The following is a 22809-nucleotide window of genomic DNA, read 5'->3' as shown; positions in this document are numbered from 1 at the left end:
GCCGCCGTCCCCTGTGCGGCGGCTCCGGACCGATGGGGGTCAGGCCCTGGCACTGCCGTTGAGGGCGGCGAGCGGTGTGTCCGCCAGACCCAACTCCCCTGCCTTGTCCAGCAGTTGTTGGAGTCGACCGCCGTTGGCCCCACCCGACTTCATGAGCTGCATCAGAAGGGCCGAGACGGTCAGGTTCTGCACGTCGGCGGTGGAGATGGAGCCGAGGAGCCGGCCGAGGTCGTCGGTGAAGCTGGAGCTGCCGTCCAGCCAGGGGCCGGCCAGCGCCCGGGCGGTCTCGGAGTTGCTCACGAACCCGTCGACGCTCTTGCCCAGCGCGATCGAGTTCACCAGCCGGTCGAGGAAGACGGACTCGCCGCCGACGATGTTGATGTCCGCGTTCTCCAGCCCGGTGGCGAGGACCGTGGCCTGTGCCTCGGCGACCTGCCGCTGGACGTCGAGTCCGGCCAGACGGATCTCCTTCTCCGCCTGAATGCGCAGCCGGTACTCCTCGTGGCCGCGGGAGGCGTCGTCGAGGGCGGCCATCGCGACCGCCTTCTGGTTGAGGCCCTCCGCCTCGGCCTTGAGCTTCTCGCCGATCCCCGTGGCCTCCGCGAGGACCTTGGCCCGCGCGCCCTCGGCCTCGGCGCGCAGCCGCGCCTCTGTGGCCGCGGCCTCCGCACGCCCCGCCTTCTCGGTCACCTCGGCCGCCTTGTCGCGGACCTGCACTTCGGCGAGGCCCGCCGCGGCCGTCTCCGCCTGGATACCCTCCGCGAGCCGCAGCTTGGCGCGCGCGTCGAGGTCGGCCGACTTCAACCGGGCGTCGGCGAGGGTGAGTTGCTCGGCCGCCCGGTGCTTGGCGGCGGCCTCCGCCGCCTCGGCCGCCTTGATGTCCTTGACCAGCTTCTCCTGGGCCTCCGCCTCGGCGGCGATGATCACCGACTGACGGCCGCGCTCCGCCTCCTCGACCACGCGCAGCTTCTTGATGGCCTCTTCCTGCTCCGCGACCGTACGGTCCACCGCGATGCGCTCCCGGACGACATCCGCGACCTCGCGGCGCTCCGCCTCGACCTCCTTGTCCTTGGCGATCTGGGACAGCGAGGTCTCCCGCTCCCGGGCGATGACCTCCAGGAGACGGTCCTTCTCGATGCGCTCGTTCTCCACGGCGATGACCCGCTCGCGGTTCTTCTGCGCGACGGTGATCTCACGGGCCTGGTTCTCGCGCTGGACGCCGAGCTGCTCCTCGGTGCGGATGAACGCGCCCTGGGCGCCCAGCCGTTCCTCCTCCTGCACCTTGGCGGTGGCCGCCTCCTCGCGCGCCCGCAGCGTTTCGACCTCGCGCCGCTGTTTGATCTCCGCCTCCGCCTGCCGCCGCTCCAGCTCCAGGATCGTCTCCCGGGCGTCGACGTTCTGCCGGGTGATCTCCTTCTCCTCGGTGCGCTGGAACTCGTTGGTGCGGACGTGTTCGACCGTCGTCAGCTCGGTGATCTTCCGAATGCCCTGCGCGTCGAGGATGTTCGCCGCGTCCAGCTGGGACATCGGCGTCTGCTCCAGGAAGTCGATCGCCGCGTCGTCCAGGTGATAGCCGTTCAGGTCGGTGCCGATGACCTGGATGATCCGGTCCCGGAACTCCTCGCGCTTGGTGTAGAGGTCGACGAAGTCCAGCTGCTTGCCGACTGTCTTGAGGGCCTCGGAGAACTTCGCCGCGAAGAAGTCCTGGATCGCCGCCGCGTCGCTCGCGGTCTGCGTGCCGATCGCCTGGGCGACCTTGATGACGTCCTCGACCGTCTTGTTGACCCGGACGAAGAAGCTGATGTGGATGTCGGCGCGGATGTTGTCCCGGCAGATCAGACCCTCGCGGCCGGTACGGCGGATCTCGATGGTCTTCACCGAGATGTCCATGTACTCGGCCTTGTGCAGCACCGGCAGCACCACGGCCCCGGTGAAGGTGACGTCCACCTTCTTCGTCTTGGAGATGATCAGCGCCCGTCCCTGCTCCACCTTGCGGAACAGTCGGCCGACGACCAACAGCAGTGTGAGCGCGATGAGCAGGACAACGGCGACGAGCACGCCGATGCCCAGCGAAATGGCATCCATGGGATACGTCCTTGAGGCGTACGGAAGAAGAGGTGCGGCGGGGGCGGCGCGGAGCTAGCCGGCGCGGCCGCGCGGATCGATGGCCGCGTCGTAGGGCGCGACCCAGAAGAACTCGCCGGCCTCGTCGTAGGCGTACAGCAGTCCGGTGCTGCCGCTGCCGAGGGACTCGGCGCCGTGCTGGCGAACCTGGACCACCGCGGTGGAGCCGTCCTTGGCGGCGACCTCGGCCTGGCCGAAGCCGCCGTCCACCCGCCCCGTGCGGATGGTGCAGGTCAACCCCACGAAGTCCAGCCGGGACGGCCCCGGTTCATCGGGGAAGAGGCGCCGCACAGGGTGTACGAGCAGGCGGGTCACGCGCCATGCGACCAGCAGTGCTCCTGCCAGAACCGCCAGGCCCAGCGGGCCGCGGAGCATTCCGGAGGGCAGGACCGGATCGAGCAGGACGGTCGCGACGAGACTGAGGAACCAGCCGATCGCGGTGAGCAGCGAGAAGGCGACCGTCACCGGCACGCCGCCCATCCCCCAGGCGTCGAAGTGCGCGTGGGCGTCGAAGCCGTGCGACTCGGCCGCGCCCACGGCGACCAGCAGCCAGAAGGCGACGACCACGACGAGCGCGGCCGTGAACAGGATGGTGGGAAAACCACTGACGACCACGAGAAACGTCCACATGGTGTCCCACCCCCGTTTCTTCCTGTCGGACGGCCTGCTCCGGTGGCGCACGACTCCCCTCCGGGTTCCGGTGCCGGACACCTGCCGGTGTCCGGCACCGGAACCATCCGTCGTGCTCCCCTCGGCACATCGTGCATGGCCGGGACCGATCCCCGCATTGCCGGTTCCCGGCAGTGTTCATTAAGGTCTGCATGCCGGTCGCCGCTAACAAGTCGTCACCGGGCCGTCAAGAAAACGGGGGACGACGTGACGGAGCGGGAGATACCCGAGCAGTATCTGGACGGCTGTGCCCGGATTCTGGCGGAGGTTTCGGCCACCGGCCGCCGCCTCACCCGCGACGAGATCGAGTCACGCCGCGTCCTCGGGGAACGGGCCGCCGATGCCGGCCACGCGCTGCGTGCCCTGGTCAGCGCGCACCTGTCCGCCGCCCGCGCCGCCTGGTCCACCACGCCCGGTTCCGCCGACAGCACGCTCGCCGCGATCCAGCAGGTCATAGACGCCTTCGCCGAAGGCTACGAGCGGGCACAACTCCTCGCCGTACGACAGGAGGAGGCGGCCCGCCGCGAGTTCATCGACGATCTCCTCTACGGCCGCAGCGACCTGGGACGCCTCGCCGAGCGGGCCGAGCACTTCGGGCTGCGTCTCTCCCACGCGCACGCCGTCGCGGTCGCGCAGGCCGCGACGGCGTACGACGAGGCCGACCCGGTACCGCGCCGGGTGGAACGGGCCCTCATCGCCCGCTTCGGGGACCGCAACATCCTGCTCACCACCAAGGACGGCCGGATGCTGTGCATCGCCCCCGGCGACCAGGAGGACGTCCTCACCCACTTCGCCAAGCACGCGTACGCGGCCACCGACGGCGGACGCGTCGCCATCGGCCGGCCCCAGCCCGGCCCCGGCGGGGTCGTCCAGTCCTACGAGGAGGCGCTGAACGCCCTCGAGCTGGCAGAGCGGCTCGAACTCGACGACCCGGTGCTGCGCGCCGCCGACCTGCTGGTCTACCCCGTCCTCACCCGCGACCGCCAGGCCATGACGGACCTCGTCCTCGCCGCCCTCGGCCCGCTCACCGCCGCCCGCGGCGGTGCCCAGCACCTCCTGGACACCCTCACCGCGTACTTCGATTCAGGCTGCGTCGGCACCGAAGCCGCCCGTCGCCTCTCCTTGAGCGTGCGCGCCCTCACGTACCGCCTGGAACGCATCCACAAACTCACCGGCGCCAATCCCGCCGACCCGGCCCACCGCTACATGCTCCAGACCGCGGTCATCGGTGCCCGGCTGCTGGACTGGCCCGCCAAGGAACTGTGAACCGCGACCTCGGCGGAGAGTGAAGGTCGGCGGCGCAGTGCGGCGATCCTGGTCGCTCTGACGTGATGATCCTTGCACCCAGCGCATTCCTCACGTTCGTTCATTTTTTCGAATTCGAACGGTGCCTGAGCCGATGCTTCCAGTGGCCGCCGGCTCCCATCGGCCACACCATGGACATCACGTCATGGGAGGTAACGTCGTGTCTGTCCAACAACCGCCCACGGTGAAGGCTGCTCCTTCCGTGCTGCCGGAACGCGGTCCCGGCCCGGTGAAGGTCATGTTGAAGGTCAACGGTGCCGAGCGGTCCGTGGAGATCGAGCCCCGGGTGAGCCTGCTCGACGCGCTGCGTGAGCACCTGCATCTCACGGGTGCGAAGAAGGGCTGCGACCAGGGAACCTGCGGCGCGTGCACGCTCTGGGTCGATGATCGGCGCGTTCTGGGATGTCTGACCCTCGCGATCGCCTGCGAGGGCCACGAGGTGACGACGATCGAGGGCCTGGCCAAGAACGAGCAACTCGACGCGATGCAGGACGCGTTCATCGCCGAGGACGCGTTCCAGTGCGGCTACTGCACACCCGGCCAGATCATGTCGGCAGCCGCGCTCCTCAAGGAGGGGCACGCGGGCGACGACGCCGAGATCAGGGAGTGGATGAGCGGCAACATCTGCCGCTGCGCCGCGTACCCGCACATTCGCGCCGCCATCCGCGCGGTCCGCGACGGAGCGTAGGGAGACAGAGTTGCGGCCCATCAGCTATTCGCGCGCCGGCGACGTCGCGAGCGCCGTCGCCACCGTCACGGCGGACCCCACCAGCGACTTCCTGGCCGGCGGCACGACCGAGATCGATCTGCTGCGCCAGAACGTCCTGCTCCCGCGTCGGCTCGTCGACATCAACGATCTGCCGCTCACCCAGGTCGAAGACCGCCCGGACGGCGGCGTGTACATCGGCGCCGTGGCGCGGATGAGCGACGTAGCCGAGGCCCCGGGCGTGCGGGAACGATTCCCCATGATGGCCGAAGCGCTGGTGCTCGGTGCGTCGGCGCAGCTGCGGCACATGGCCACGATGGGCGGCAACATGATGCAGCGCGTGCGGTGTGGCTACTTCCGCGACGCCGTGTCTCCCTGCAACAAACGCGACCCGGGCAGCGGCTGCAGCGCCCTCGACGGCTTCAACCGCGGCCACGCCGTCCTCGGCACCAGCGACTCGTGCATCGCAACCCACCCCTCCGACGTCGCCGTGGCGCTGATGGCCCTCGACGCCCGCATCCACACCGAGGGAGCCTCGGGACGGCGCGTCTACGACATCGACGACTTCTTCCGGCTGCCCGGTGGCACGCCCCACCTGGAGCACCCCCTCGAGCACGGCGAACTCATCGTCGGCATCGAGGTGCCGTACACGCCTGTGGCCGACAACTCGCTGTATCTGAAGGTGCGCGACCGTGAGTCGTACGAGTTCGCGCTGGCCTCCGTCGCGGTCGGCGTGACCACCACGGACGGTGTCATCAGCGATGTGCGGCTGGCGCTGGGCGGAGTGGCCACCAAGCCGTGGCGGGCGCGGCGAGTGGAAGAAGTCCTGCGCGGAGCGCGCGCGGACCGTGAGACGTTCGCACGGGCCGCCAGCGAGGAACTCGCCCTCGCGCGGACCACGCCACTCAACGCGTTCAAGGTCGAGCTGGCGCAACGGACGATGGTCCGCGCACTGGAGACCCTCACGAACCCGGAGCGTCCTTCATGACGACGACAGCCCCTATGGCGATCGGGCAGCCCACCGACCGGGTCGACGGCCGCCACAAGGTCTCCGGGACCGCGCACTACTCGGCGGACTACGTACTCGACAACATGTCCTACGCCTTCCTGGTCGGCGCGCGTGTGGCGAGCGGCCGGATCACCGCCATCGACACCTCCGAGGCGCTGGACTGCGACGGGGTCCTGGCCGTCCTCACACACGAGAACCTGCCCAGGACCGCTGCCCAGCCGCCCTTGATCCCCTCGCTGGCCGGCATGCCCGCCCCGGGGCAGACGTTCTTCCCCATGCAGGACGACGCGGTCCACTACACGGGCCAGCCCGTCGCCGTCGTCGTCGCCGACACACTGGAGCGCGCACAGCACGCGGCCGCGCTCGTACGCGTCACGATCGATCGGACGCCGTCGGTCACGACGCTCGACGAGGGCCGCGATCAGGTGTACGAGCCCGAGGCGATCTTCGCGGGCTTCATCCCTGGTCGTAACCAACGCGGCGACTTCCGCGCGGGACTCGCCCGGGCCGAGGTGCAGATCGATGCCGCGTTCACCTACGCGGCCAACAACCACAACCCGATCGAGCCGTCGGCCACCACCGCGGTGTGGGACGGCGACGAGCTCACTCTCTATGACGCGACACAAGGGGTGGCGGCCACCCAGCTGACCGTCGCCGCGCTGCTGGGACTCACCCCGTCCAAGGTGCGGGTCGTCTCCCACTTCGTCGGAGGAAGCTTCGGCTGCAAGGCCATGATCTGGGCGCACCCGGCGCTCAGCGCGCTCGCCGCGCGCCATGTCGGGCGACCGGTCAAGCTCGCCCTGACGCGCGAGCAGATGTTCACGTCGGTCGGCCACCGCGAGGAGCAGGAGCAGCGCATCACCTTGGGCGCGACCCATGAGGGCCGCCTCACCGCGCTGCGGCACCACAAGCTGTCGCCCACCTCCCCCTTCGACGACTGGGCCGAACCCTCCCTCGGTGTCGCATCCCAGATCTACGCATGCCCGAACTACGAGGGCGTCTACGAGCTGATCCGCGCCAACATCATGACGCCCACCTTCATGCGCGCTCCGGGTGAGGCGTCGGGCATGTTCGCCCTCGAATGCGCGATGGACGAACTCGCCCAGCAGCTGGGCCTGGACCCCGTCGAACTGCGACTGCGCAACCACACCGACGTCGACCCCAACACCGGCAACCCCTGGTCGAGCGACGGTTTCCAGGAGTGTCTGCGGCGCGGTGCCGAGCGCTTCGGTTGGCAGCGCCGCAATCCCGAACCCCGTTCGCACCGGGACGGGAACTGGCTCATCGGCTACGGCATGGCCGCCGCGGGCTATCCCGTCTACGGGCCGAACAACCCGCAACGGGCCCGCGCCCGGATCTACGCCGACGGCAGTGCCGTCGTCCAGGCCGCGACGCCCGACTTCGGCACCGGCGTGGCCACGGTGATGACCCAGGTCGCGGCCGACGCGCTCGGCATCCCGATCGAGCGCTGCCGGTTCGAGGGCGGCGACACCATGCTGCCCACCATCGCCGCCGCCGTCGGCTCCTCGGGTGCCGGCATGATCAGCGCCGCCGTCCACACCGCGGCCGGCAATCTGCGCGACCAGCTCATCGCCCAGGCCGTCGCCGACGCCCAATCGCCGCTGCACGGCGCCGATCCCGCCTCGGTCACCGTACGGGGCGGCCGCATGATGCTGCGTGACCGGCCCGACACCGGGGAGAGCTACAGCGAGTTGCTGCACCGCAACTTCCTTCCCGACACCGAGGCGATGGGGACCTGGTCGCCCGCCCCACAGACCGCCAACTACGGGATGATGACCTTCGGCGCCCAGTTCGCCGAGGTCGCCGTCGACGCCGAACTCGGCGTGGTCCGGGTTCGTCGCATGGTCGGCGCCTTCGCCCCCGGACGGGTCCTCAACCCCAAGACGGCTCGCAGCCAACTCATGGGCGGCATGATCTGGGGGCTCGGCCAGGCACTCCTGGAGGCGAACTACATGGACCCGGTGCGCGGCCGCTGGGTCGCCTCCAGCCTGGGCGACTACCTGATCCCGGTGAACGCCGACGCCCCCGAGGTCGACGTGGAACTCATCGAGGTCGAAGACAAGATCGTCAATCCGCTCGGAGTCAAGGGCGTTGGGGAGGTCGGCCAGGTGGGCGCGGCCGCGGCCATCGCCAATGCGATCCACCACGCCACCGGCCGGCGCGTACGCAAGACGCCCATCACCATCGAAGACCTGCTCTGACACCGCCACTTGGCGTCTTCCGCGCTCCGGCAGCGAGCCAACTCCCCTGCTCGGACCCGCGGTTGCCACTCGCGCGCCTGGGGTCCCCCTTCGGGCCCCATGCGGCGCTGCAGCCGGGGCGCCTGGCAGATGGAAGTGCGGAGCGCTACGATCGCCTCGATGACGACTCACTCTGTTGACAGATTGGGGGACCCGTCCGCGCAAGGTGAGTGCTGATGCTCACTCGAACCGCGAACAGGGATTCCCGCCTTTCCTTCTGGCTGCGCGTGCGCGAGTTCGCCGTGCCGCCGTCCATGATCGAGACTGCGACTGCCCGCCGTCGTATCGGGGACTGGGCCGGAGCGTGCGCCGCCGCAGGCATCGATGTCGATCTCCATCTGCGTTCCTTGGCTCGTACCCATGGCGAGGAACTCGCAGCCCAAGTCCGGGCCGATCTCCGCCATCTGGCTCCTGACCTGTTGCGCTGGCACATGCCGAGGATCGCTCCCGATGGACTGCTGCGCCCAGGTCTGACCATCGCTCTGGCTCGGTACGCCCCTGCGGGGCGTCAGGGCGAAGGCCCCGTGCACCTGGTGGCCCGGACTCCGCCCGCCTGGGCGGACGGCGGTCAGCGCATCAGCCTCGCGCTGTGGGACGGATCCCACTCCGGGGCCGACACCTGCCGTGGTCCGCATCCCCATCCCCGACCCAGCCGTCGATTCCGCCTCGACCTGCACCGCCACCTGTGGGACGCGCGCAGGACCGAGGAGCTGCGGACCCGGTCCGGGGCCGATCGGCCGGCCGCCGACGGCTGCCTTGTGCTGGACCCGGATCTGCTGGGGACGGTGCCGCAGGGGCACCGCTGCGCCGTTGACCGGTGGGCGGACGAGGCGGGCATTCTGCTCCGCGCCGAAGGACGGTCCACCGGTACCGTCGCCGTGCGGTTCGAGACCCGCCATCGGCTGGTCCTTGACCTGGTCGCGGACGGAGACGGCCTCGCACCGCCCGCCTTGCGCATCGTGGCCGCCGCCACGGATGGCGGCGCCTCCGCGCTGCCCGTCCTGCCCGATGCGGCGACCTGGGCGCTGCCCGACCTGGAACTGATCCGCACCGGGCGGATCGAGGTCGATCGACTGCACCCGCTGGTCGCTTCGGCACTGGTACCGGGCTGTGCACCGACCGGTTCGCCGCGGATTTCGCAGCGGGCGGGGCAACCGCGCCTCGTGGAGTGCCGGGGAGCTCAGCACCGGATCGGCCTGGTCGACGGGGTACTGGCGCCGCTGGACCACGACCCTGCCGAGATCCGGCGGGAGGAACTGCTGGCCGCGCTGACCGGCACTCCGCTTCCCTGCCTGCAGGCCATCGACGAGGCGCACCGTCGCCCGGACTGCCTCACCGGTGTCCGCGAACGTCTGGACCACGGCGACATCGCCGGTGCGCTGGCCGTCGTCGAGGGCCTGCTGGGCCCCGACGCACTGCTGCGCACCGGCGCTCTGCGGGACGAACTCGAGGCGGCCGCACAGCGGCGGATCGCCTACGGACTGTTCCGGGCAGGCCTGGCCGGACCCGGCCCCGGCCGCGTCCGTGTCGAGCCGGATCGTCGCCGTTCCCCTGACCGGCGCTCGCACCCGCGCCACGCGACCTCTCGCTGACTCGGGGACCTGCGTCCCCGCACTCACTCGGCTACCTACGAACCCACAGGTGATCACACATGCCCACATGCACCCCGTCCGTCGCAACGGACACCTCTTCCGCTCCGACCACCCTCTCCCAACTGGACGTCGCCGGCGAGTTGCTGACCCTGCTGCGCGACGCCACCACGGAGTCGCGCCCGGACACCCAACTGGAGGCCCTGACGCTGGCCGTGGCCGCCGACCTGCCCGTACTTCTGTGGGGTGAGCCGGGGATCGGCAAGACCGCGGCCCTGACACAGCTCGCCGCGGCCTTGGACCTTCCGCTGACCACAGTGATCGCCAGTGTGCACGAGCCGTCGGACTTCTCGGGGCTGCCCATCATCGGCGACGATCCCGCGGAACACGGTGTCCCGATGGCCCCGCCGGACTGGGCCGTGCGTCTGGTACGGGCCGGCCGCGGGCTGCTGTTCCTCGACGAGTTGTCCACCGCACCGCCGGCCGTTCAAGCCGCTCTGCTCCGCCTCGTCCTCGAGCGGCGGATCGGCGCCCTCCAACTGCCGCCCGGGGTACGGATCGTGGCTGCCGCCAACCCGCGCTCCTCGGCGGCCGACGGCTGGGAGCTGAGCCCGCCTCTGGCCAACCGTTTCGTTCATCTTCAGTGGACCCACGACCACGAGGTCGTCGTACGCGGCCTCGGTGGGACGTGGCCCCGGGCGACCCTGCCGCGGCTCGACCCGGGACAGCTTCCGGAGGCCGTGGACTTCGCCCGCCGCGCGGTGTGCGGGCTCCTCATCGGGCGGCCCAAACTCGTGCACCAACTGCCCAGCAGTGAGACACGCCGGGGCGGCGCCTGGCCGTCACCCCGGAGCTGGGAGATGGCCCTGCACCTGGTCGCCTTCGCGACCGCGGCCGGCTCCTCCCGGGAGGTGCTCTCCCTGCTGGTCAGAGGCACCGTGGGAGACGGTCCGGGACTGGAACTACTGGCAAGCCTGGACCGGATGGACCTCCCGGACCCCGAGGTGCTCCTCGCCGACCCGGACGGTGTCGTCCTGCCCGAGCGCGGAGACCTGCGCCAGGCCGTGCTGGACGGTGTGGTGGACGCGGTCCGCAAGCGCCCGGAGAAGTCCCGCTGGGACGCGGCGTGGACGCTCCTGGTCCGGGCGGTGGAGACGGGAGCTCCGGACCTGGTCGTCGTCCCGGCGACCACCCTCGCTTCGCTGCGCCGGGAGGACTGGGACGTCCCGGCGTCGATCGAGCGGCTCACCGGAGTGGTGACCCTGTCCCGGCGAGCCGACCACGCGGCGGCCCGGACCGCCGTCGCCGCGAAGGCGGGCCGGTGATCGCGGACGCACCGGGGACTCTGGACCTCGACAAGCTCTTCGCCGCCCGACTGCATGCCGCCCGGGCCCGGCCCTACTTGGCGACGGCCCTGTTCGCCCTGCACACCGTCGAGTCCCGACGGGTCCCCACGATGGCCGTCGACCGGCACTGGCGGTGCTACGTCTCGCCGGCGTTCGTGGATCGGACGCCGGTGGAGGAGCTGGCCGGGGTCTGGGTGCACGAGGTCTCGCACCTCCTTCGCGACCACCACGGGCGCAGTGACCGGGTGGCACGGGAGCACGAGTTGACCGGCCCGGGAGAACGGCTGCGGATGAACATCGCCGCGGACTGCGAGATCAACGACGACGTGTTCGGCGACGGGCTGGTCCGGCCCAAAGGCGCTGTGCGGCCGAAAACCTTGGGGCTGCCCGAGGGGTGGCTCATGGAGGACTACCTGCGCAAGCTTCGGATCGAGCCCCTCACGCTGACTGCCGCCTGGTTGGACTGCGGCAGTGGGGCCGACGGACTGGAGCGGGAGTGGGACCTGGGACCGGACGGCGCCCACGGCCTCAGTGAGCAGGAGCGGGACGCCGTCCGGTTCCGGGTGGCGCAGGGCATCACCGGCCGTCCGGGGAGCGCTTCGAAGGGGTGGCAGCGGTGGGCGGATGAGGCGTTCCATCCCCCGCAGCCGTGGCGGGAGTTGCTGGGCGCGGCGGTCCGCTCGGCGGCCTCCGGCCAGGGCGCCGGCGAGGACTACACCTACGGGCGGCCGTCACGGCGCTCGGCCGGGGTGCCCGGCACCGTACTGCCGAGCCTTCGGCGCAGGCCGCCCCGAGTCTCCGTGGTCATCGACACATCCGGCTCGGTCAGTGACATCGAACTGGGCAGCGCGCTCCTGGAGGTTGCCGCGATCTCCCGAGCCGTGGGCGGTCGTCGCGACCTGATCACCGTGCTGCCGTGCGACGCGGCAGCCCGCATCGTGCATCCGCTGTGCCGTGGTGAGGGAATACCGCTGTTGGGCGGTGGGGGTACGGATCTTCGCACAGGCTTCGCCAAGGCGCTCCGAGTGAATCCCCGCCCCGATGTCATCGTGGTCCTGACCGACGGTCAGACGCCCTGGCCTAGCACGCGGCCACCGTGCCGGACGGTGGTGGGTCTGTTCCCCCGGCACGCCGCCCGGTCGTGGGACGAGGACGATCCCGATTACGTGCCGGACCCGCCGCCCGACTGGGCACGAGTGGTGGTCATCGGGTCGGCTCCCGCCACTCGATGAGGCGGCCCGGCGGGAGGATCACGGCTCCCTGTGCTCGTGCGACGCCGATTCCAGCGCCTCGGCCTCCGCCTCGGCCAGGCGTGCCTCGGCATCGACGTCGATCGACCGGGTGAGCAGCCAGTAGAGCACCGCGGAGACGGGCAGTCCGATGAACAAGGCGATGTCCGCACCGCCGAGCGCATCCGCGATAGGTCCGACGTAGAGCGTGCCCACGGAGAAGAAAGGCACCATGACGACGAACCCGACCAGGTACGCGATGATGCCGTGCCAGCCCCAGCGGCCGTAGATGCCGTGCGGATTGAAGATCTCGGCGACCGCGTAGTGGCCGCGGCGCACCACGTAGTAGTCCATGAGGTTGACCGCCGTCCACGGAATGAACAGGTAGAGCACCAGCAGCAGGAAGTTGTTGAAGTTCTCCAGGAAGTTGGCGGTGGCGGCCAGCGCACCCACCACGGAGAGCGCCGCGGTGAGGCCGATCGTCACGAGCCGTACGGCGAGGGTCGGCCGCACTCTCTTGAAGGAGTCGATCGCGCTGATGAGCGTGAGAGACCCGCCGTACATGTTCAGCGCGGTCACCGAGACCAGACCCAGGGCGGCGAAGAGCAGCACGATCGCGCCGAACCCGCTGAAGACCTTGTCGCCGGCGGCGTTGATCGAGCGGATCGTCTCGAAACCCTTTCCCGCCCACGCGGCGAGCAGCGCCCCGAGCATCATCAGCCAGATGCCGCCGAGCGCGGACCCGAAGTACGTCCAGTAGAAGGTCTTGCGGACGGTCACGTCCGGAGGGAGGTAGCGGGAGTAGTCCGAGACGTAGATGGCCCAGCTGATCTGGTAACCGGCGACCACACCGAACTGCGCGAGGAACGGGGTCCACTTGAAGCCGCCGAGGTCGAAGGAGCCGGGGGGATAGTGCAGGGTGACCAGCACGCCCACGGTGAAGATCCCGAAGATGACCAGGAAGGTGTAGGTGAGGACCCGCTCGGCGCGGTGGATGACGTCGTAGCCCACCAGCGCGATGACCAACGCGATGAGGGTGACCACGACGACCCACAACTTGACCCCGCCATGCACCGTGGTGTGCAGGGCCTCGCCGGCCAGGATCGTGTTGAAGACGTTGAAACCGGCGTACTGCACATAGGCGAACAGCCACACCAGCAGGGCCCCGACATAGCCGAACTGCGGCCGCGACTGGATCATCTGCGGCAGCCCGAGTTGCGGGCCCTGCGCGGAGTGGAAGGCCATGAAGAACGTGCCCAGGATGGTGCCCGCGGCGATCGCGATCAGCGACCAGACGAGGTTGCCGCCCTCGGTGATGCTGATCAGTCCGACCGCCAGTGTGGCGATCTGCGCGTTGGACATGAACCACAGAGGCCCCAGGTGCCACAGCTTTCCGTGCCGCTCGTCCAGGGGGACGTAGTCGATGGAGCGGATCTCCAGACCCGATACCCGTGGCTCTGATGCCGTGGTCACGAGGGCCTCCCTTGAGGGTATTCACCACATGATGACAAGATTCATCACATATGGCCACGTTCATCCCTCGAGCCGTACCGGTCAAGGAGGACTGTACCGGCCGGTGTGTCCGACCGCCTCTCACCCCGCACGCGTCCCGGGCGGCCTGTCGAGGCTGCACCGATGAGCCTACGAAGTGATAACGGGCAACAACCGTAAGGAACTTGCCGTGGTCTAGCCCACCATGAAGATCTCTTTCCTGCTCCACAACGCCTACGGGATCGGGGGCACGATCACCACCACGTTCAATCTGGCCCACGCACTGGCCGAGCGGCACGAGGTGGAGATCGTCTCCGTGTTGCGGCACCGGGAGCACCCGACCTTCACCCTGGACCCGAGCGTGTCGCTGCGGCCGCTGGTGGACCTCAGGCAGGAGGAGCGGCATCCGTTGCATCTGAGTCCGGCGAGGGTGTTCCCACGCGCCGAGTACCGGTACCGGCAGTACAGCGAGTTGACCGACCAGCGGATCGGCGACTGTCTCGCCACGATCGACGCCGACGTGGTGATCGGAACGCGGCCGGGGCTCAACGTGCATCTCGCGCTCCAGGCTCCGCGACACGTCGTACGCATCGGGCAGGAGCACCTCACTCTGGACAACCATCCGCCACGGTTGCGCAACACGCTGCGCCGGGCCTACCGCCGGCTCGACGCGCTCACCACGGTGACCGAGGCGGACGCCGCCGCCTACCGGCGCAAGATGAGGCTGCCCGGTCTACGGGTGGAGACCCTCCCGAACAGCGTGCCCGATCCCGCGCTCCCCGCCGCGGACGGCACCGCGAAGGTGGTCGTCGCGGCCGGCCGGCTGGTCCCGGTGAAACGGTACGACCTACTGATCGAGGCCTTCGCCGTGGTCGCCGCCGAACGCCCGGACTGGCAGTTGCGCATCTACGGCAAAGGGGAGCAACACGATCGGCTGCGAAAGCTCATCGCGGACCTCGGTCTGTGGAACAACGTCTTCCTGATGGGTGCGGCGGCTCCCATGGAAGCGGAGTGGGTCAAGGGCTCGATCGGCGCGGCCGCCTCCGACTTCGAGCCGTTCGGCATGACGATTGTCGAGGCGATGCGCTGCGGCCTGCCGGTGGTGAGCACCGACTGCCCCTATGGGCCCGGTGAAATCATCGAGGACGGGGTCGACGGCCGGCTGGTGCCGGTCGGGGACCGTGACGCGCTGGGCGCGGCCCTGCTGGAACTGGTCCGTGAGGACGAGCGGCGCCGCGATACGGGCCGAGCGGCCCTGGAGAACGCGCGGCGGTTCGCTCCCGGCCCTGTGGTCGAGCAGGCCGAGCGCCTGATCACCGAGGCGGTCTCGGCGAGAAGAACGGGGCGACGGCTCGCTCAGGGACGCGGTGGTGCGCGCCGCGTCCTCGTCAGCCAAGGTTTCGCCGCCCGCGACGCCGCGTTCGCCGCGGCCGGCAGCGCGCTGCGCCTGGTACGGAGGGGACAGCGGTGAGCAGGGACGAAGCTGGGCAACCACGCCTTGGCTGCAGGGTGGATACGGACGGCCGCATTACCTTCGACCTGCCGCTGCGGTCCGCCGAAGGGCGGCAGTTGCTGCTGCGGCTGCGGCCGAAGAAGGGACTGCCCGAGAAGACCGTTCACCTCCTCGACCTGGAGCCCGCCGACGACGGTCGCCGACGCGCTGTCCTGGGCCCGCACCCCCTTCTCGCGGAGGGCCGGTGGGACGTGTACCTGCTCCGGGAACCGGGGTCCCGACGGCAGCGTCTGCGCCCGGGGCTGCGCGACCTACGGGCCCTCGTCGACGGACACCTCCACGACTGGCCGTCACCGCTGGCCGTCCGCATTCCGTACGTCACCAGGGATGGTCATCTCGCGGTACGGGCCTGGTTGCGCCCCGCCCACGCGGAGGTCGACGGCATCGATGTCACGCACCGGTCGATGACGGTCGGCGCGCGCCTGCACGGCGCCACGCTCCTGGAGGGAGCCGTCGTCTGCCTGCGTCGGCGGGGCGGCAACGGCACTCTGCACGTCGTGGAGCCGCGGGCCGGAAGGGATGGCCGAAGCTTCTCCTTCACCGTCGACCACGAGGAGTTGGCCGCCGGGACGAGCGCCGAAAGCGGCGTCTGGGACGTCTTCATGCAGCCTGCGGCGGGAGCACCGCTCATCCGGGTCGCCCGTCTCCTCGACGACGTGGCGGACCGCAAGGAGGTGTTCGTCTACCCGACGGTCACGCTCGACGGCGCCGGCGTGCGCCCCTACTTCACCGTCGACAACGACCTGTCCGTGACGGTGACGAAGGCTGGTTGAGGCTCGGTCGGCCGCCGGCCCTGGCGGCACACAGTGCCCTCGCTCTAGGCGCCGCGACGGACCCGGGCGGCCTTGCGGGCCTCGGCAGTGAGGCGCGCCTCGGCGGACCGGCGTGACTCGCCACCGGCGCGACCGGTGCGCGTGCCCAGACCCCGGAAGGGGGCACCGCCGCGCTTCGGGCGCTCCGCGACCGGCCCGCTGCCGCCGACCGGGACACCGGAGGGAGCCTGGGCACCGGTGATCCGGCTCAGCTCGGCCTCGCCCGAGCGGACCTGTGTGACCTGCGGCCTGATGCCCGCGTCGGACATGAGACGGGCCATGTCCCGGCGCTGGTTGGGCAGGACCAGCGTGACGACACTGCCGGACTCACCGGCGCGGGCGGTACGGCCGCCGCGGTGCAGGTAGTCCTTGTGATCGCTGGGCGGGTCGACGTTGACGACGAGGTCGAGGTCGTCGATGTGAATGCCACGGGCCGCGACGTTGGTCGCCACCAGCGCCGTGACGTCGCCGGTCTTGAACTGTGCCAGGGTGCGGGTGCGCTGGGGCTGCGACTTGCCGCCGTGCAGCGCCGCGGCCCGTACGCCACTGCTCAGCAGGTGCTTGGTGAACTGGTCGACCGCGTGCTTGGTGTCCAGGAACATGATCACTCGCCCGTCACGGGCGGCGATCTCGGTGGCGGTGGCGTACTTGTCCGCGCCGTGCACCTGCAGCACGTGATGCTCCATCGTGGTGACCGCGCCCGCCGAGGGGTCGACCGAGTGGACCACCGGGTCGTGGAGATAGCGGCGGACCAGGAGGTCGATATTGCGATCCAGCGTAGCCGAGAACAGCATGCGCTGGCCGTCCGGGCGCACCTGGTCGAGCAGTTCGGTGACCTGGGGCATGAAGCCCATGTCGGCCATCTGGTCGGCCTCGTCCAGGACGGTGATGTTCACCCGGTCCAGACGGCAGTCCCGGCGCTCGATGAGATCCATGAGGCGGCCGGGAGTCGCGACGACGACCTCGGCCCCGGCGCGCAGTGCGCCCGCCTGCCTGCCGATCGACATGCCGCCGACCACGGTGGCCAGCCGCAGCTTCAGCAACCGGGCGTAGGGGGTGAGCGCATCGGTGACCTGCTGGGCCAACTCGCGAGTGGGTACGAGGATCAGGGCCAGTGGCTTGCGGGCGTCGGCACGCTGTCCGGCCGTGCGCACAAGGAGCGCGAGGCCGAAGGCGAGGGTCTTGCCCGATCCGGTGCGCCCGCGCCCCAGCACGTCGCGGCCCGCGAGGGAGTTCGGCAGTGTGGCGGCCTGGATCGGGAACGGCTCGTTCAGGCCGAGGCTGGTGAGCAGGTTCAACAACTCGACGGGCATGTCCAGTTCACCGAAGGTCGCAACCCCGGGGAGGGCCGGTGTGACGGTGACCGGCAGCGCGAACTCCCCTTGCGGTGCGGCGGGGCGCCGCCCGCTGCCGCCCGAACCGACGCCGGGGCGCGCCGCCCGGCCCTGCGGCCGGAAGCGGGCTCCCCGGTCAGACCCGAAACGGTCGTTCTTGCGAGCTGAGCGGTCCATGGAGACCTTCCTCGATATGGCGCGCATCGAGGAATTCTCGGCGTACATAAGCCGAATGAATTGCAAGAACGAGCCGAACTTAAGACTGGGATGACTGGGACCAAAAGAAGCAGGCCACACTCCCCCGCCCTAAAAAGGCAAACTCCACATAAGCAACATTTCACTTTCGGAATTTACGGGGATCGCAACCGCAACTCGGGCAATTTTAGCACGGCGCACACATCCGGACGCGACGGCATTAATTCCCGCCCACGGTGCGCCGACCAGGCACTACGCAAATTCCTGAAGCGACAGAACGAGATCGATCACCACTTCACCAAGGTCGGGCCCGGCATCTGACGGCCGCGTTCAGCGATAGCCGGAGCCCCCTTGTGACGGGGATCACAAGAACTCCTCGACGCGGCCGGCCAGCACATGACGTGCGAGAGTTCCACGGGCTGCGGAGCGGTCGAGGCGCAACCTTTCCACACGGTCGATGGTCTCCCTTTGTCGGTGTGGCCCAGAATTCCCGCGATCCGCTCAGGAATCGAAACGAGGAGATCCGTTGACGACCGCCACCCCGTGGCACTCGGGCCGGCTGATGCCGAATCCGGCGCCGGCCGAGCTCCGAACCCCACCGCACGACGGCACCGTGACGCAGCATGCGTTGCGGCTCGACATCCAGGGGCTCCGCGCCCTGGCGGTCTCGTTGGTCGTTCTTTCCCACGCCGGGGTGCGCGTGGTCAGCGGGGGTTATGTCGGCGTCGATGTCTTCTTTGTGATCTCCGGATTTCTGATCACCTCGTTGTTGTCGCGCGAGCTTCGCGCCACGGGCGGCATCTCGGTCCGGAAGTTCTACGCCCGCCGGGCGCTGCGCCTGCTTCCGGCATCGACACTCGTCGTTGTCGCCACGCTGGGCGGTGCCTGGCTGTTCCTGTCGAAGATTCGTTTCGCGGACTACGTGGGTGATGCGCTCAGCAGCGCTCTCTACGCGGTGAACTTTCGGCTGGCGATCATCGGCACGGACTACCTCGCCCAGGGCAGCCCGCCGTCGCCGTTCCAGCACTTCTGGTCGCTGGCCGTCGAGGAGCAGTTCTATCTGCTGTGGCCGCTGCTGCTCCTGCTCAGCTGGAAACTGGCCCGGCGACGTGCACTCGTGGTGGCGCCGCTCGTCGCGCTCTGCCTGGTTTCCTTCGGACTGAGCGTGTCCGTGACGGAGAGTTCGCCGCCTTGGGCCTACTTCGGTCCGCACACCCGTATCTGGGAACTGGGCGTCGGGTCCCTTCTCGCGCTGTCCGTCGCCCGGCTGGAGCAACTGCCCCCCAGGTTCTCGGCGCCGATGACATGGACCGGCCTGGCCTGCGTGGTGCTGTCGGCGCTCCGGTTCGACCAGGACACGCCGTTTCCCGGATATCACGCGCTCCTGCCGGTTGCGGGAGCCGCACTCCTCCTGGCCGGCGGCTGTTCGCCGGCCCGATTCGGCGCCGGATGGCTGCTCTCGCGACAGCCGGTGGCCTGGCTCGGCGGGTTGTCGTACAGCTGGTATCTGTGGCATTGGCCGCTGCTGCTCATCGGACCGATGGCGCTGGGCAGACCCGCCACGGTGCGGCTGGCGCTGGTGCTCAGTGCGATCGCCCTGCTCATGGCGTGGGCCACCGTGCGTCTGGTCGAGAATCCGGTGCGGTTCCACACGGCATTTCGCGGTCGGCACGGCCGGGCGCTGGGGCTTGGCCTCGGCCTGTCGGCGGGCGCCGCCGCGATGTCCCTGGTCGCGGCGGCCTTCCCGCCCGCAATCGATTCCGGTGCGCCTTCGCCCACGCTGAAGGACACTCTCGCGACCGCACCGGACCCGCAGTCGCGTCTGACAGAACTCCTGGATGCCTCGGACACACGCCTGCCGAGCAACCTCACACCGGCACTCACCGAGATCAAGGACACGAAGTCCGCGATCTATCAGGACGGATGCCACGTGAACTACGCGAGCACGCGCACGCCACCCTGCGTCTACGGGAGCCGCTCCTCGGACAAGACCGTCGTACTGTTCGGCGATTCCCACGCGGCCCAATGGTTCCCGGCGCTGAACCGGCTCGCGTCGGCGCACCGGTGGAAGCTGGTTTCGCTGACCAAGGCATCCTGCAAGGTGGCCGCGGTGACCGTCGTCCAGGACGGCAAGCCGTACACGTCGTGCGATACATGGCGAAGCAAGGCGCTCGCAAAGATCGAAGATCTCCGTCCCTCACTGGTGATCGTCTCGTCCTCGGACGCGGGCAACCCGGCTGAGGCGATGAGCGATCCCCTGCGGGGCTGGACCACGGGGTTCCGGGACACGTTCCAGACTCTCGCGGGCACCGGTGCCCAGGTGGCCGCCATCCTCGACACTCCTTGGCCGAAGGGTGACGCGGTCGACTGCGCGGCCCTGTATCCGCTGCGGCTGGGACGCTGCACGAACCACATCCCGCAGGCGATCAGGGACCAGACCCGCAGAGACGCGATCATGGAGGCGGCAAGGTCGACCCGCACCGCGGTCATCGACCCGGAGCCCTGGCTGTGCACCCGTACGGGCAACTGCCCCGTGGCCGTGGGAAACACGTTCGTCTACCGCGATGACAGCCACATGGCCGAGGCCTACGCCGAGGCCATCGCTCCCGTTGTGGGCGATCGGCTCTCCGAACTCTTCGGCACAGACCTGCGGCGAACCGGGCTCCGGTAACACGAGAGAAAGGTCCCCGGCGCCCATGACAGAAACGGCTCACCGAAGGCGGTACGGCGGGGCTTCGGTTCGCGGTGTCTTCTCTCCAAGGCTCCGGCGCCGGTGAACGTGCGGCGACCGGCAGCCGGCCTTCCCCGGCGAGAGCGTCCGCCGAGCCCCGCCGCGAGGCCGGAATGCGCGCCGCCCCACAGGTCAGAGGCCTCCGCTCACCTTTGGCGGCTCTCGGCGCCCAGCACATGCGCTGCCCGCACCGACTTTGCGGGCGGCTGCCGGGTGCGGAGATTGATCTCATGCCCGTAGCAGACGCCGAGGCGGCGGTGTTGATCGTCGCTGGCGGCCGGTCGGTCTCACCGCCCGAGCGCTGCTGGAACGCTGGGGCGTGCGGGCGTTGTTGGTCGAGAAACACGGCGAGCTGTCACCCTTTCCCCGGTCCCGGCTGGTCAACTTCCCCGGTCCCGGCTGGTCAACGCGCGCTCGATGGAGATCTATTGCCAACTCGGGCTCGCCGCCCAAGATCGCGGGCGGCGCGTTCGCACCGGAGTACGGCCGCATCCGTTTCCGCGGCACCCTGTACGACCGCGACTTCGCCCTCCCCCGCGCCCTCACCTCAATGACCGGCTCGCCACCTCCCTGACAACCACCCAGCCCCCATGGCACCAATCGCTGCGACGCAAGACCAGGCACATCACCCGAGGAAGCTGAGCCGCACCTGACGGCCGGGATTGTCCCGATTCGTATCGACCAGACACACCGACTGCCACGTCCCCAACTCCAGCCGCCCGCCCAGCACCGGCAGCGTCGCGTGTGGGGGCACGAATGCGGGGAGGACGTGGTCGCGGCCGTGGCCGGGGCTGCCGTGGCGGTGCTGCCAGCGGTCGTCCGCGGGGAGCAGCGAGTGGAGGGCGGCGAGGAGGTCGTCGTCGCTGCCGGCGCCGGTTTCGATGATGGCGATTCCGGCGGTCGCGTGGGGCACGAAGACGTTCAGGAGGCCGTCGCGACCGGCCGCCGCCTCCCGCAAGAAGGCCTCGCAGTCGCGGGTGAGGTCGACGACCGTCTCCGCCGAACCAGTGGCGACGTTCAGGACACGGGTGCTGAAGGCATCGGACATGACCCAATCCTCGCCCATACGGGCACCTGGGGGAGGCGTACTGGCTCGGGGAGGGTGTGATCCCGGATCTGGCAGCGCGGAGGCTGTTGCCCGGTACGGCCGCGGGAGGTGGCGCGCCGCTGCTTGTCGCGGGTGGCCGCTGACACGGGCTCGTCGGGTGCCTCACAGCCAGGCCCCTCCGGGAAGATACCGGACCCCGGTCCGGTTAGCAGGTGCGTGAACAACACCGGGGTACGCGCGCGCGAAGTCGATGTCATCGTCATAGGCGCTGGACAGGCAGGCCTGTCCAGCGCCTATCACCTGCGGCGCACCGGTTTCGAGCCCGAACGGGACTTCGTGGTACTCGATCACGCGCCGCACCCCGGCGGCGCCTGGCAGTTCCGCTGGCCGTCGTTGACGTACGGCAAGGTGCACGGGATGCACTCCCTGCCCGGTATGGAACTGACGGACGCGAACCCCGAGCGTCCCTCCTCCGAGGTCATCGCCGAGTACTTCGACCGGTACGAGCGCACCTTCGACCTGCGCGTACTGCGGCCGGTCGACGTCATGGCCGTACGGGAGGGTTCCGGTGGACGACTGCTGGTCGAGACCGACGACGGTACGTGGTCGGCACGGGCGCTGATCAATGCGACGGGCACCTGGGACCGGCCGTTCTGGCCGCGCTACCCGGGCCAGGAAACCTTCCGGGGGCGGCAGTTGCACACGGCGCAGTACCCCGGTCCCAAGGAGTTCGCGGGTCAGCGGGTGGTCGTGGTGGGCGGCGGCGCGTCCGGCACCCAGCATCTTATGGAGATCGCCCCGTACGCGGCGGAGACGACCTGGGTGACACGGCGCCCGCCCGTCTTCCGCGAGGGCCCCTTCACCGAGGAGTTCGGCCGGGCCGCCGTCGCGCTCGTCGAGGAACGCGTCCGCCAGGGGCTTCCGCCCAAGAGTGTCGTCTCGGTGACCGGACTGCCGCTGAACGAGGCGATCAGGCAGGCCCTGGACGACGGCGTACTGGACCGCCGGCCGATGTTCGACCGGATCACGCCCGACGGCGTCGAGTGGGACGACGGTCGTCGCGTGGACGCCGACATCATCCTGTGGGCGACCGGCTTCCGGGCCGCCATCGACCATCTGGCGCCGCTGCGACTGCGCGAGCCGGGCGGCGGTATCCGCGTCGAGGGGACGCGCACGGTCGCCGATCCGCGGATCCACCTGGTCGGGTACGGGCCCTCGGCCAGCACCATCGGCGCCAACCGGGCCGGACGCGCGGCGGTACGGGACATCAGGCGGCTGCTGGCGGGAGTGCCGGTCACCGCCTGACGCCCCGTACGGCAGCTCAGCCGGTGGGGGTGCCCCTGGGGGTCCCCGTGGGGCTGACGGCGGGCGAACCGGTGGGGGTGACGGCGGGCGAACCGGTGGGGGTGACGGCGGGCGAACCGGTGGGGGTGACGGCGGGCGAACC

The 22809-nt window shown here is 69.9% G+C and carries 17 protein-coding genes; 12 read left to right on the top strand and 5 right to left on the bottom strand.

Going from position 1 to position 22809, the window contains the following annotated elements; genetic code table 11:
• Nucleotides 1-39: 39 nt before the first annotated feature.
• Nucleotides 40-2085 carry a flotillin family protein gene (locus tag ACIBK0_RS34380; RefSeq protein ID WP_399088494.1) on the bottom strand — a complete coding sequence of 682 codons (2046 nt, stop codon included), beginning with the start codon at nt 2083-2085 and terminating at the stop codon, nt 40-42.
• A gap of 54 nt (nt 2086-2139) precedes the next feature.
• Nucleotides 2140-2754, bottom strand: a complete 615-nt coding sequence (locus tag ACIBK0_RS34375; RefSeq protein WP_399088492.1) for a hypothetical protein — start codon at nt 2752-2754, stop codon at nt 2140-2142.
• Between the two features lie 246 nt (nt 2755-3000).
• On the opposite strand from ACIBK0_RS34375, the gene ACIBK0_RS34370 reads away from it, so the two are divergent.
• The 7 genes from ACIBK0_RS34370 (at nt 3001) to ACIBK0_RS34340 (ending at nt 12241) form a co-directional block, all read left to right on the top strand.
• Nucleotides 3001-4059: a PucR family transcriptional regulator gene (locus tag ACIBK0_RS34370; RefSeq protein ID WP_399088490.1), complete on the top strand. Its 1059-nt coding sequence runs from the start codon at nt 3001-3003 to the stop codon at nt 4057-4059.
• 184 nt (nt 4060-4243) lie between these two features.
• Nucleotides 4244-4786 (top strand): (2Fe-2S)-binding protein, encoded by a 543-nt coding sequence (locus ACIBK0_RS34365; protein ID WP_399088488.1) that lies wholly within the window; start codon nt 4244-4246, stop codon nt 4784-4786.
• A gap of 10 nt (nt 4787-4796) precedes the next feature.
• Nucleotides 4797-5792 carry an FAD binding domain-containing protein gene (locus ACIBK0_RS34360; RefSeq protein ID WP_399088486.1) on the top strand — a complete coding sequence of 332 codons (996 nt, stop codon included), beginning with the start codon at nt 4797-4799 and terminating at the stop codon, nt 5790-5792.
• On the top strand, nt 5789-8035 hold the full coding sequence (locus ACIBK0_RS34355) for a xanthine dehydrogenase family protein molybdopterin-binding subunit (protein WP_399088484.1): 2247 nt from the start codon (nt 5789-5791) through the stop codon (nt 8033-8035). The genes ACIBK0_RS34360 and ACIBK0_RS34355 overlap by 4 nt, the downstream gene beginning before the upstream one ends.
• 215 nt (nt 8036-8250) lie before the next feature.
• A complete protein-coding gene (locus tag ACIBK0_RS34350; RefSeq protein ID WP_399088482.1) occupies nt 8251-9666 on the top strand; it encodes a hypothetical protein in 1416 nt (471 codons plus the stop codon).
• A 59-nt stretch (nt 9667-9725) separates the two neighbouring features.
• Nucleotides 9726-10988 (top strand): AAA family ATPase, encoded by a 1263-nt coding sequence (locus tag ACIBK0_RS34345; RefSeq protein ID WP_399088480.1) that lies wholly within the window; start codon nt 9726-9728, stop codon nt 10986-10988.
• Nucleotides 10985-12241, top strand: a complete 1257-nt coding sequence (locus ACIBK0_RS34340; RefSeq protein WP_399088478.1) for a VWA-like domain-containing protein — start codon at nt 10985-10987, stop codon at nt 12239-12241. Before ACIBK0_RS34345 ends, ACIBK0_RS34340 begins: the two co-directional genes overlap by 4 nt.
• Nucleotides 12242-12259: 18 nt before the next feature.
• On the opposite strand, the gene ACIBK0_RS34335 is transcribed toward ACIBK0_RS34340, so the two are convergent.
• Nucleotides 12260-13711 carry a purine-cytosine permease family protein gene (locus tag ACIBK0_RS34335; RefSeq protein WP_399088476.1) on the bottom strand — a complete coding sequence of 484 codons (1452 nt, stop codon included), beginning with the start codon at nt 13709-13711 and terminating at the stop codon, nt 12260-12262.
• 223 nt (nt 13712-13934) lie between these two features.
• Here ACIBK0_RS34335 and ACIBK0_RS34330 point away from each other — a divergent pair, with 223 nt between their 5' ends.
• Together ACIBK0_RS34330 and ACIBK0_RS34325 are read left to right on the top strand one after the other, a co-directional pair.
• Nucleotides 13935-15200 carry a glycosyltransferase family 4 protein gene (locus ACIBK0_RS34330; RefSeq protein WP_399088474.1) on the top strand — a complete coding sequence of 422 codons (1266 nt, stop codon included), beginning with the start codon at nt 13935-13937 and terminating at the stop codon, nt 15198-15200.
• Between the two features lie 38 nt (nt 15201-15238).
• Nucleotides 15239-16015 (top strand): hypothetical protein, encoded by a 777-nt coding sequence (locus ACIBK0_RS34325; protein ID WP_399088472.1) that lies wholly within the window; start codon nt 15239-15241, stop codon nt 16013-16015.
• Nucleotides 16016-16059: 44 nt separating this feature from the next.
• On the opposite strand, the gene ACIBK0_RS34320 is transcribed toward ACIBK0_RS34325, so the two are convergent.
• Nucleotides 16060-17565 (bottom strand): DEAD/DEAH box helicase, encoded by a 1506-nt coding sequence (locus tag ACIBK0_RS34320; protein WP_399088470.1) that lies wholly within the window; start codon nt 17563-17565, stop codon nt 16060-16062.
• Nucleotides 17566-18109: 544 nt separating this feature from the next.
• On the opposite strand from ACIBK0_RS34320, the gene ACIBK0_RS34315 reads away from it, so the two are divergent.
• Together ACIBK0_RS34315 and ACIBK0_RS34310 are read left to right on the top strand one after the other, a co-directional pair.
• Nucleotides 18110-20254 carry an acyltransferase family protein gene (locus tag ACIBK0_RS34315; protein ID WP_399088468.1) on the top strand — a complete coding sequence of 715 codons (2145 nt, stop codon included), beginning with the start codon at nt 18110-18112 and terminating at the stop codon, nt 20252-20254.
• 379 nt (nt 20255-20633) lie between these two features.
• On the top strand, nt 20634-20888 hold the full coding sequence (locus ACIBK0_RS34310) for a hypothetical protein (protein ID WP_399088466.1): 255 nt from the start codon (nt 20634-20636) through the stop codon (nt 20886-20888).
• 51 nt (nt 20889-20939) lie between these two features.
• Here the strand turns inward: ACIBK0_RS34310 and ACIBK0_RS34305 are convergent, their stop codons facing one another.
• A complete protein-coding gene (locus ACIBK0_RS34305) occupies nt 20940-21362 on the bottom strand; it encodes a YjbQ family protein (RefSeq protein ID WP_399088464.1) in 423 nt (140 codons plus the stop codon).
• A 216-nt stretch (nt 21363-21578) separates the two neighbouring features.
• On the opposite strand from ACIBK0_RS34305, the gene ACIBK0_RS34300 reads away from it, so the two are divergent.
• Nucleotides 21579-22667: an NAD(P)-binding domain-containing protein gene (locus ACIBK0_RS34300; RefSeq protein ID WP_399088462.1), complete on the top strand. Its 1089-nt coding sequence runs from the start codon at nt 21579-21581 to the stop codon at nt 22665-22667.
• Nucleotides 22668-22809: the final 142 nt, after the last annotated feature.

Origin of the sequence: Streptomyces sp. NPDC050564, assembly GCF_044457265.1 — a bacterium.
GTDB lineage: Bacteria > Actinomycetota > Actinomycetes > Streptomycetales > Streptomycetaceae > Streptomyces.
The sequence above is the reverse complement of the archived record's forward strand: the minus strand, read 5'-3'. Positions and strand labels throughout refer to the sequence as shown.